Origin of the sequence: Fictibacillus sp. 23RED33, assembly GCF_015903925.1 — a bacterium.
Lineage (GTDB): Bacteria > Bacillota > Bacilli > Bacillales > Fictibacillaceae > Fictibacillus > Fictibacillus phosphorivorans.
On the sequence record NZ_JACZDX010000002.1, the window covers coordinates 639,450 to 650,833 of the forward strand.

At 37.4% G+C, this 11,384-nt stretch carries 12 protein-coding genes; 11 read left to right on the forward strand and 1 reads right to left on the reverse strand.

The annotated features are described in order from the left end of the window. Positions 1-85 precede the first annotated feature (85 nt). The 9 genes from asnB to IHV09_RS11535 all read left to right on the forward strand — a co-directional run bounded on the left by asnB (position 86) and on the right by IHV09_RS11535 (position 9,599). Positions 86-1,993 carry an asparagine synthase (glutamine-hydrolyzing) gene (gene asnB / locus IHV09_RS11495; protein ID WP_197129813.1) on the forward strand — a complete coding sequence of 636 codons (1,908 nt, stop codon included), beginning with the start codon at positions 86-88 and terminating at the stop codon, positions 1,991-1,993. A gap of 186 nt (positions 1,994-2,179) precedes the next feature. Continuing rightward, the gene (locus IHV09_RS11500) at positions 2,180-3,556 is read left to right on the forward strand and encodes an MATE family efflux transporter (RefSeq protein WP_231618261.1); all 1,377 of its coding nucleotides are present in this window, start codon (positions 2,180-2,182) and stop codon (positions 3,554-3,556) included. 191 nt (positions 3,557-3,747) lie between these two features. Beyond that, positions 3,748-4,371, forward strand: coding sequence for a nitrite reductase (locus IHV09_RS11505; protein WP_197129814.1), 624 nt, complete (start codon positions 3,748-3,750; stop codon positions 4,369-4,371). Between the two features lie 42 nt (positions 4,372-4,413). Further along, positions 4,414-4,623, forward strand: a complete 210-nt coding sequence (locus IHV09_RS11510) for a heavy-metal-associated domain-containing protein (RefSeq protein ID WP_197129815.1) — start codon at positions 4,414-4,416, stop codon at positions 4,621-4,623. 30 nt (positions 4,624-4,653) lie between these two features. Continuing rightward, positions 4,654-6,288: a peptide ABC transporter substrate-binding protein gene (locus IHV09_RS11515; protein ID WP_231607364.1), complete on the forward strand. Its 1,635-nt coding sequence runs from the start codon at positions 4,654-4,656 to the stop codon at positions 6,286-6,288. Between the two features lie 63 nt (positions 6,289-6,351). Further along, positions 6,352-7,278 carry an ABC transporter permease gene (locus IHV09_RS11520; protein ID WP_197129816.1) on the forward strand — a complete coding sequence of 309 codons (927 nt, stop codon included), beginning with the start codon at positions 6,352-6,354 and terminating at the stop codon, positions 7,276-7,278. 1 nt (position 7,279) lies between these two features. Further along, on the forward strand, positions 7,280-8,203 hold the full coding sequence (locus IHV09_RS11525; protein ID WP_197129817.1) for an ABC transporter permease: 924 nt from the start codon (positions 7,280-7,282) through the stop codon (positions 8,201-8,203). A gap of 8 nt (positions 8,204-8,211) precedes the next feature. Then, positions 8,212-9,234, forward strand: coding sequence for an ABC transporter ATP-binding protein (locus IHV09_RS11530; protein ID WP_197129818.1), 1,023 nt, complete (start codon positions 8,212-8,214; stop codon positions 9,232-9,234). Positions 9,235-9,272: 38 nt separating this feature from the next. Then, positions 9,273-9,599, forward strand: coding sequence for a metal-sensing transcriptional repressor (locus IHV09_RS11535; RefSeq protein ID WP_197130047.1), 327 nt, complete (start codon positions 9,273-9,275; stop codon positions 9,597-9,599). A 33-nt stretch (positions 9,600-9,632) separates the two neighbouring features. Here IHV09_RS11535 and IHV09_RS11540 read toward each other — a convergent pair whose 3' ends face one another. Further along, on the reverse strand, positions 9,633-10,577 hold the full coding sequence (locus IHV09_RS11540) for a cupredoxin domain-containing protein (protein ID WP_197129820.1): 945 nt from the start codon (positions 10,575-10,577) through the stop codon (positions 9,633-9,635). Between the two features lie 181 nt (positions 10,578-10,758). Here IHV09_RS11540 and IHV09_RS11545 point away from each other — a divergent pair, with 181 nt between their 5' ends. Beyond that, positions 10,759-11,091, forward strand: coding sequence for a metal-sensitive transcriptional regulator (locus IHV09_RS11545; RefSeq protein WP_197129822.1), 333 nt, complete (start codon positions 10,759-10,761; stop codon positions 11,089-11,091). Between the two features lie 15 nt (positions 11,092-11,106). Beyond that, on the forward strand, positions 11,107-11,313 hold the full coding sequence (gene copZ, locus IHV09_RS11550) for a copper chaperone CopZ (RefSeq protein ID WP_197129825.1): 207 nt from the start codon (positions 11,107-11,109) through the stop codon (positions 11,311-11,313). Positions 11,314-11,384 lie beyond the last annotated feature (71 nt).

Consider the following 11,384-nt stretch of genomic DNA (forward strand, 5'->3'; position numbering starts at 1 on the left):
TTCGAGAATTGATATTTTGAAATAATAAATAACATCAAATTTAGTAAATGGGTAACTTTCATTATATTTAATGGGGGATTTAGTAATGTGTGGTTTTATCGGTTATTTGAGTAATAACGAGATACAAGGAACGAATACAGAAGTTAATGATTTTATGAACATGACTAATATTATCTCTCATCGGGGACCAGATGATGTTGGATATTATTTTGATGAACATATTCGTCTAGGATTCCGTAGATTGAGTATTATTGATTTAGATAGCGGGAAACAGCCATTAGGATATGAAGATGATCGGTATTGGATAACCTTTAATGGTGAGATTTATAACTATCTTGAATTAAGAGAGGGCTTAGAAAAGAGAGGGCTATCTTTTAAGACTGATTCTGATACGGAGGTTATCCTGGCTTTATATAGTATCAAGCGTGAAAAGGCTCTTAATGAGTTGCGAGGTATGTTTAGTTTTTTAATATGGGATAAAGAAAAAAAAGAATTGTTTGGTGCTAGAGATCATTTTGGTATTAAGCCATTTTTTTATTATGAATCTGAGGATGAATTATTATGTGCATCTGAGAAAAAAAGCATCCTGCTTGCAACGAATGGAGGGAGCTTTAATGAGGAAGCTCTACATTATTATCTCACATATCAATTCGTTCCAGAACCATACACTTTTTCCAGTTCAATAAAAAAGTTAGAGCCAGGTCATTACTTTGTAAAAAAAATCGGTCAAAAGATGAATATTAAGAATTACTTTAAACCTCGCTTTACTCCTATTTTCAAACCTTTTGATGAGGAAATCAATACGATTAGGGATGTAATGAGAGAATCTGTAAAGGTGCACATGAGAAGTGATGTTCCTGTTGGTTCATTCTTGTCTGGAGGTATAGATTCTTCAAGTATTGTAGCGTTAGCTAAAGAGTTTAATCCTAAAATTAAAACTTTTACTGTAGGATTTGAACGAGAAGGTTACAGTGAAATAGATTTAGCCAAAGAAACGGCTTCAGATCTTGGGGTAGAGAATATTCATTATATTGTAAAACCAGAAGAGTTTATTGAACAACTGCCTAAAATCATTTGGCATTTGGACGAGCCCGTCGCGGATCCTGCATTAGTCCCACTGTTTTTTGTCGCAAGAGAAGCCAAAAAGCACGTTACCGTAGTCCTTTCCGGTGAAGGGGCAGACGAACTGTTCGGTGGATACAATATCTATCGTGAACCATATTCATTAAGACATTTCAAAAAACTTCCAACAGGAGTAAAAGAGGGACTAAACTCATTTTCAAAAATGCTACCTGATGGTACACGTGGAAAAAGCTTTCTTGAGAGAGGTACAACCAGCATCGAGGACCGCTATATCGGAAATGCAAAGATATTTTTAGAAGCTGAAAAAAAGGAGCTCCTTAAGAACTATCAAACGAAATGGGATTATAAAAACGTTACAAAAGAGCTATATCGTAACATTCAACACCTAGACGATGTTCATAAGATGCAGTATATCGATATGCACACATGGCTGCGGGGAGATATTCTAGTGAAAGCCGATAAGATGACGATGGCGAACTCATTAGAGTTGCGTGTCCCATTTTTGGACAAGGAAGTCTTTAAAGTTGCTTCACAGCTTTCTTCGTCTAAGACCATAACAAATCAAACGACAAAATATATACTAAGAAAAGCAATGGAAGGAATCGTACCAGACTCTGTTCTAACTAGAAAGAAGTTAGGATTTCCGGTCCCCATACGCCATTGGCTTCAAAATGAACTGTCTGATTGGGCATATTCTTTGATTGTCGAAAGTGAAACGGATTGTTTGTTTAATAAAGTGTATTTGCTGAATCTTTTAGATGACCATCAAAAAGGAAAGAAAGATTATAGCAGAAAGTTGTGGACGATTTTAACGTTTATGATTTGGCATAAAATTTATATTGAGAAGAAATATAATTTCTCGAAAGATAAAATTTTGAACGATAATGATGCTAAGTTATTAAAAGTGTAAAGGATTTCCAAGTGCCAAGTTCTCATGCTCGAGTACTTGGTTTTTATATTTCTTGAATGAACATAAAATAAAATTTAGATAAAAGAAAGAAGGTGAAAACTAGTATATGTGGAAATTTTAGAACAATCATGTGAAAAAGGAGGTTTAATGCATTGCTGAAAACATAAAAACCAAGGAAGTGAATAAATGTCACTGAAATCGGATGGTTCATTAAAGGAACAGACAAAATGGGGAAAAATCTCTATTATTCTCTCTTTAGCAATTCCAGCCATGTTAGAGAACATCTTACAAACGATTGTAGGATTCGTAGATACTCTCTTCGTAGCAAAGATAGGACTAGAGGAGGTAACTGCAGTAGGTGTAGCTAATACGGTAATAGCCGTTTATATAGCCGTCTTTATGGCGGTTGGCGTCGGGACTTCATCACTGATCGCACGGAGTTTAGGAGCCGGAGATATTGATCAGGCGAAATCAATCGCTAAACAATCGACTCTCTTAACAGCGTTTATAGGTCTATTCTTTGGAGCCGTAAGTATATTTTTGGCGGAACCTTTCCTTTTATTAATGGGTGCTGATGAAAAAGTTTTAGTGGATGGAGTTGTCTATTTCCGAATCGTCGCTATACCCTCCATATTCATTTCTCTCATGTTCATCTTCGGAAGCATCCTGCGAGCTTCTGGTGATACGAAAACACCATTGAAGGTAAGCTGGTGGATAAATATAATCCATCTTGGTCTTGATTATGTTCTGATTTTTGGAGTAGGCGATTGGGAAGGATTAGGAGTTGCTGGGGCCGCTTGGGCTACAGTATTAGTAAGAATAATGGGAACATGGATGCTCTATCATTATATTAAGAAATCAATCGTTTCTTTTTCCCTGCGTAAAGGTACACTGAACATGATAAGGGGCGTCATGCTATCCGTCATAAAATTATCCATACCTGCTGCGATCGAAAGGTTAATAATGAGAGTTGGCCAAGTTCTATACTTCGGATTGATTGTGCATATAGGAACAGAAACATTCGCAGCTCATACCATTGCAGGAAACATCGAAACCTTTTCTTACATGCCTGGATATGGATTAGCTATCGCCGCTACTACTCTAGTAGGCCAAAGTATAGGAGCGGGAAAATTAAAAGATGCCTACCAATATGGCATTTTAACAACCGGGGTCGGAATCTTCTTCATGTCAATAATAGGGATCATCTTATTTGTTTTTTCTCCATATTTTGCATCCTGGTTCACGACAGATAAAAATGCCATTGAAATGGTGGTAACTGCTCTAAGAATCGATGCATTTGCCCAACCCGCACTTGCTGTAGGATTGATCTTGGCAGGGGCTCTTCAGGGAGCTGGCGATACAAAAAGTCCCATGTATAGCACAGCAGTCGGTATGTGGGTGATACGAGTCCTAGGTGTTTACCTTTTTGGAATCGTACTCGGCTATGGAATAGCAGGGATATGGATTTCAATTGCTCTAGATTTACTTATAAGAGCTATATACTTATATGTTAGATGGATAACTTATTTTAAAATATCTACTGAAAAAAATATACCAAAATAAGAGATAATTATTTTTAAAACTAAAATAAAAAAACCATTGACTTATAAAAATTGGAATACTAAAATGGAATCAATTACAATTATTTTGAATTTTTAGAAAATTTATATACTATTTCTTCCTAGCTGGTACTAGGTTTTTTTTATACTACATATTATACGTTGGGAGGGTATGGTATAAGAGGGGGTTTTTCATTGGAGGGAAAGTTAGTTAGGCTAGCTGTCAACGGAGGAATTGGTTTTGGTGCACAACTATCACCTAAACAATTACTTCTATTGAGCAAGTACTTACCTGAGGATTCAGAAATTGAATTAACAACATTCCAACAGCTTATTATTCAAGTACCAGAAGATAACCTGGAACAAATAAGGAATGAGTTGGAGCTTATAGGTCTTTCATGTTATTCAGTAGGAAACTATGTAAAGAGCTTAAGAACTTGCGGTTTTTGTAAAGGGGCAGAAGAAGAGGGTATGCCAGTTGCCATCGAGTTGAACAATCGTATCGCAGGTAAGGAAGTGCCTTTTACACTACGGCCCGCATATACTGGTTGTCCTACCGCATGTGGTGAACCATTAGTAAACGATATTGGAGTTATAAAACAAAGAGACACCTTTGATCTCTATTTAGGTGGCAAAGCAAATGGTCTTGATGCACGAACAGGTCAACTTTTCAAAAATAATCTACAACCAAACGAATTATTTAAACTAGTCGAACAAATTATTGATATTTATGCTAAAAACGGTAAAAGGAGAGAAAAATTTTCAAAGTTTCTTAATCGGTTTGGTATCGATCAAATAAAACAACAACTTAATATATAAAAAAAAACTTAAAAATTTTGAGGGGCATTGTAGGAGGCTAACATGGAAAAATTCGAATTTAAAGTAAACGGAATGAGCTGCGGCCATTGTGAGAAAGCCATTCAAGATGCACTTATGGAATCACCAGGAGTTGAATCTGTAAAAGCAAGTGCCTCAAATAACAGCGTTCAAGTAACCTATTTGTCTAATAAGACTAACACAGCACTAATCAAAGAAATAATAGAAGAGGAGGGGTACAACGTTATTGATTAGTTGTTAAATATGATTATGGGAGGCATGGGGATGAAAAAAAGGTTAAGTGTTTTCTTTTCATTTATTTTACTTGTAAGTCTTATTTTAAGTGGTTGCAGCAGTAAGGGGATTGAAGAAGAACCGGCTGCAAGCGATAGTGAAACAAAAAAGGAACAAAAACTAACCATCAATGCCATATCAGAACCTCCTAGTCTAGACCCGGCGTTAATTGATAATCAGATCGCGGGAGACATCAGTAACCAATTATTCGAAGGATTAGTCAGGTTGGATGAAAAAGGAAATGTCGTAGCCGGAGTTGCCGAATCATGGGATATCTCTGATGATAAAACAGTTTATACTTTTCATCTAAATAAGAACGCTAAATGGTCGAACGGAGATCCAGTAACAGCGGAAGACTTCATCTTTTCGTGGGAACGAGTATTGAATCCAGAAGTAGCTGCTCCTCTTGGAAGTAATCTGTTCTTCATCAAAAACGGCGCTGCATATAATGAAGGGACAGTAAAAGATTTTAATGAAGTTGGTATAAAAGCCCCCGATCAACAAACTTTAGAAATCACACTCGAAAGACCGACATCCTTCTTTTTAGAACTGACATCGTTTTTTACATTATTGCCTGTGAACAAAAAGGTAGCAGAAGCAAATGCTAAATGGGCGACAGATGCAAAAACATTTGTTTCAAACGGCCCATTTCAACTTAAAGAATGGAAACACGATCAAGAGCTAGTGATGGTCCCGAATGAGAATTACTGGGCAAAAGAGGTCGTAAAGCTAGACGAACTGAAATGGGTGATGGTAAACGATCAAAACACCGAATATGGTATGTACAAATCAGGGGAGATCGCTGTTGCTGAACAGATACCAAACTCTATCAAGAGCCAGCTCATTCAGAGCGGAGACGCGGAAAAACTACCAAGTGCAAGCGTAGCCTACTTGCGATTTAATCATGAGAACAAGGTGTTCAGTAATCCTAAGATAAGAAAAGCACTGAGTATGGCACTGGATAGACAATTGATTGTAGATAAAGTAACTCAAGGAGGAGAAACACCTGCGTTCTCATTCATACCAAACGGTTTAGGAAATGGTGTGGGAGAGTTCAGGGAGCAGGCAGGAGATTCACTCTATAAGGACAAATCGGTTGAAGAGGCAAAACAGCTATTAGAAGAAGGAAAGGCTGAGTTAGGGTTAAGTAGTCTGCCAAAGGTGAGCCTATTGTTCTATACAAGCGATTTATACAACCAATTAACTCAAGCGATGCAAGAAATGTGGAAGAAGAATCTAGGTTTAGAAGTCGAGCTTAAAACGATGGAGAGAAAAGTGTTTGTTCAAAATGTTCAAAAAGGAGATTACGAGATAGCCATCTATAGCACAGGGGCAGACTACAATGATGCTCAGAACCTGCTCGGTCAGTTTACAACGGGAGATGTCTATAACTATAGTAAAATCTCAATTCCGGCATATGATGACTTGGTTAAGAAAGTAGATACCGAACTCGATCTAAACAAGCGGGCTGAATACATGCAAGAAGCCGAGAAAGTATTACTAGAAGACATGGCGATCGCTCCACTTTACTTTAACAACAAAGTCTACCTGCAACAAGATAATGTAAAAAATGTTCACCGTTACATTATACAAGCGGTTGATTATAGGGAAGCTTTTGTGGAGTAAAGAAATATGATTTGATAGAGGGAAATCGTTTTGGTTTTCCTCTTTCTTTCAAGGAGGTAAGCTATGATTTTCTATATCATTAAACGAATGATGACTGCACTCCTTGCGTTGTTTGTCATCGCCACTCTAACTTTTGTGTTAATGAATCTGATACCAGGTGACCCATTCACGAATGAAAAGAGCATACCTGAACAAGTACTGAAAAATCTGAGGGCTCACTATGGCCTTGATCAGCCGCTTATCATCCAGTATTTCAAATACATGGCAGGAATTATTACTTTAGATTTTGGACCTTCGATTACATCGGATACACGTACAGTCAATGAATTAATATTAAGTGGGTTTCCTGTTTCGGCGGTACTCGGCATACAGGCACTGGTTATTGCAGTCGTCTTCGGGATGACTCTAGGTATCATAGCCGCGATCAAACATAACGGCTGGTTAGATTATCTATCAATGGTTATAGCCATCTTAGGCTTATCAGTACCGAGCTTTGTACTATCAACTGTTCTTATTAATTACTTCGCGATAAAGCTTGAATGGCTCCCAGTCGCTACTTGGGGTACGTGGAGACATACTGTTCTTCCAAGCTTAGCGTTGGCAGTTGGTCCGTTAGCTTACATAGCTAGATTAACAAGGTCGAGCATATTAGAAGTTCTTACCTCAGATTATGTTCAAACGGCTATTGCGAAGGGTGTAACGGGTTCACGGTTAATCTTTCGTCATATATTAAGAAATGCATTGATACCGGTTGTTACTGTACTAGGTCCTATATCAGCTGGAATATTAACAGGGAGTTTTGTGATCGAACAAATATTTGGTATTCCTGGGATCGGAAAATACTTTGTTCAATCAATTTCTGATCGGGACTATCCGGTCATCTTAGGCACAACCATATTTTACAGTGCAATATTGATACTCTTCATCTTAATAATCGATCTGACTTACGGATTCTTAGATCCTCGAATCAAACTAGCGAGGAGGAGATAATATGGAAGCGCTAAACGAGAAGAGAAAATTTCATTTCAAAGAAAAAAACATTCGAATAGTTGAAGAAATCAACGTCCAACCTTTTTCACAGTTTAAAGAAACGTTATATTATCTAACCAAGAACAAACTCGCTGTCGTTGGGCTAATCATCATCTTATTGTTAATCATTATGGCTGTTATCGGTCCTAAGTTAGTGACTTATTCATATTCTGATCAATCCTTACTAGAATCCAATCAACCACCATCAAAAGAGCATTGGTTTGGAACAGACCAATTAGGAAGAGATATTTTTGCCCGAACATGGACGGGAGCAAGGATTAGTTTATTCATAGGAATAATGGCTGTTTTAATCGATCTTATTGTAGGAATAATCATCGGTGGAATAGCAGGGTTAAAAGGTGGTAAAACGGATGAGATTCTTATGCGACTAGTAGATATCCTATACGGGTTGCCTCATCTACTGGTAACCATTCTATTGATGGTTGTTCTCAAGCCCGGACTTACGACCATCATACTAGCGATGGCAGCAACAGGGTGGATTGGAATCGCCAGGCTTGTAAGGGGACAGATTCTCCAGCTCAAAGAATGTGAATACGTTATGGCGTCTCGAGTACTGGGAGCTGGTTTTTATAAGATTTTGTTTAAACATCTTCTTCCCAATACTTTAGGTCCTATCATTGTTGCTATGACTCTATCTGTTCCCGGAGCTATCTTTGCTGAGGCGACTTTAAGCTTTTTAGGCTTAGGAGTACCAGTACCCTTGGCCAGTTGGGGAACGATGACATCCGAGGCACTTGTGACACTATTGACGGGTCACCTATGGATATTATTTTTTCCTGCATTCTTCATTTCGTTAACGATGTTTGCCTTCAATGTGGTCGGAGATGGATTAAGAGATGCGTTAGATCCTAAAATGAGAACGTAGGTGAGTAGATGACGAATCTTTTAGAGGTGAGCAACCTTTATGTCGAGTTTTACGCAAAAAAGAAAACGATAAATGCCTTGAGAGGAGTATCTTTTAGTCTAGGAACAGAAGAAGTGCTAGCGATCGTCGGCGAGTCTGGCAGCGGGAAGTCCGTGACTGCCAAAAGTATACTTAAACTATTACCGCCACAAAACGCTAAAATAGTTGATGGATCCATTCTTTATAAAGAAACAGAACTAACCCAGCTTTCAAAGAAAGAAATGGTCAAATACCGCGGCAGAAAAATTGCAATGGTATTCCAGGACCCAATGACTTCATTAAACCCGACCATGAGAATTGGTGAGCAGATCGCAGAAGGATTAATCGTTCACGATAAGTTACCGAAAAAAGAAGTGTGGGAAAAAGTTCACAGGATGCTCAAACTTGTTGGAATTCCAGAACCAGAATACAATAGTAGAAAGTATCCTCACGAACTAAGCGGAGGTATGCGCCAAAGGGTAGGCATTGCCATGGCCCTCATCTGTGAACCTTCCATCCTCATAGCAGATGAGCCTACAACAGCATTAGATGTATCCATCCAAGCTCAAATAATAGAACTGTTAAAAGAGTTAAAACCGAAGTTAAATATGTCCATCATACTGATCACTCATGATTTAGGCATCGTGGCAAACATGGCAGATAGAATCTTAGTCATGTATGCTGGTGAAATAGTAGAGAGCGGAACAGTAAATGAGATCTTCTATAAAGCAAGACACCCCTATACATGGGGACTTTTACAATCAATCCCGGATGTTGACAGTAAAAAGCCGTTAAAAGGAATTGATGGCTCCCCCCCAGATCTGTCACAAATTTCAAAGGGGTGTTCCTTTGCAGCTAGATGTCCATATGTACTAGATGTTTGTGAAGAAGAAAAACCGACTTCTTTTATGATCGATAAAGGTCATCATGCCTCATGCTGGCTGAATGACGAAAGAGCTCCCATGGTGGAAAGTCCTTTAACTATTAAAAATAAAGAGAAAAAGATTATGTAAAAACACTCAGAGGTGAGAAGATGGCACTAGAAAACATTATGGAAGAACAACACGGTTGCTGTGATTCAACTGCTGCAGAAGAAAAACACACAACTAGATCACAAAAAGAAAAAGAAGAAATGTTGAATAGATTGAAACGAATTGAAGGTCAGGTACGCGGCATTCAGAACATGATTCACGATGAACGCTATTGTATTGACATTATCGTACAATTGAGTGCAATCAACGCAGCGGTAAAAAAAGTGGGCTTTAACTTATTAGAAACCCACACACACCATTGTGTTAAGGATGCTATTTCTTCAAACCAAGGAACTGAAGCTGTAAGTGAGTTAATGAAAGTAATCCATCAATTTACAAAATCATAAACAGATTTAACCCCCCCATTCCGGAGGGTTTTTTCACGAAATTTTTATTTTTCCTATCATGCCAGATTCTTTGTGTCCCGGGATTGTACAATAGTACGTATAGACACCCGCTTCTTTAGGAATGAACGATACCTGATTGGATCGATTTGGTTCAACGTGTAGATGAAAGACAGAATCATCTTCATTTGACATAGCATGATCATGTTCCGATTGAGTGTTTGATGTTTCTACATTCTCATACGAAAAAGAAGAAATTTCAATATCATGTTCAACTGAATCATCATTTAATAATGTTAAGAGTACTTTTTGATCTTTTTTTAAACTAGCATTTGATGAAAGGTATCTATAATCTTTTATTCCTACCTCCCAATTGAAAACTTCTTCCTGTTCAAGTTTTTTATCCTCATTCTTATTAGCTGATGTAGAAGAATGTTGTTCGTGCTGCGTTTGAGCTTTTTCATGTGGTTTAATAATATCATCAGGAAATTTTAAAAAAACCATAAGCAGCAGTCCGCAGCCAAAAAGCATGATGACATTAAAGTATCTTTCAATTTGATGTTTAAGTGTTTCTGATAAGAATTGTAGAATACATAAAATTGTTATTCCTACAGTAAGTAAGATTCCTATCATTACCAATATCTGTGCTTGTTTAAAACTTAACATTACTGTTAACATGGCACCCATCATCCCGGCCATTATACCTGAAAAAAGTCCTTCAATCATTAGATGGAAATGAAGTTTAGACCCAATTAATAAACCTGCTAGACCACTTAATAATATTGAGAAAAGTGTGGCATACAGCAAATTATCTTTAAAGTACACGCCTAAATAAAATCCAGCGGTCAGACCCATACTCATAGTGTAAGCCATTACGTAAACCATATTGTTCATTAAGGAATCTTTAGACTTATAAAAAAAAGATGATAGAAAAACTAAAGCTGTACAAATCACTAAAACCCCTAAAATGTAAATTGACATTTAAGCCCTCCTTGTCCATTCCTTCATTCTAAGTTATGAGAGGAAGATATCGATTTATGCAAGTTCATTATAAACTCGAAAAAAAATGCACATTTTATATGAGTAAAAAAAAAATTAAAATCGGGCTTTACATAGGGTAGGGGGGTATAGTAAAATTAAAGTAAATAAAGGAGGTTATCTGATGGAAATAGTAAAACCAGATGATCTAAATAATGATCAATGTTGTGATACGAACGAACGGAAGAGTCATCATTCCGATAAAATAAAGAACAATCTGATCACACGATTAAATCGGATCGAAGGGCAAATTAGAGGTGTTAAAGGGTTGATTGACCGTGACACTTACTGTGACGACGTTATCACTCAAATTTCAGCGATTCAATCAGCATTAAATAGTGTTGGAAAAATTCTTCTTGAGGGCCACTTGAAAAGTTGTGTTGTAGAGAGAATTCAAGAAGGCGATCAAGAAGTATTGGATGAACTTCTAGTTACTGTTAAAAAACTGATGAAATAAAAGGGAGAGATATCAATGGAAAAAACCACATTAAAAGTAGAAGGTATGTCTTGTAACCACTGTATAATTGCTATTGAAGGAAGCGTTGGAAAGTTAGACGGTGTCTCACACACTAAAGTAAACCTTAAAGAAGGTATCGTTGAGGTAGAATATGATTCTTCAAAAGTAAACCTGGATGAGATCAAAGAGACGATCGATGATCAGGGTTACGATGTAAAATAAATCGCGTGCTTATCATAGCACGCTTTCTTTTCAGTTGAAATATACCCCATATAGGTATATCGAAGGGATGA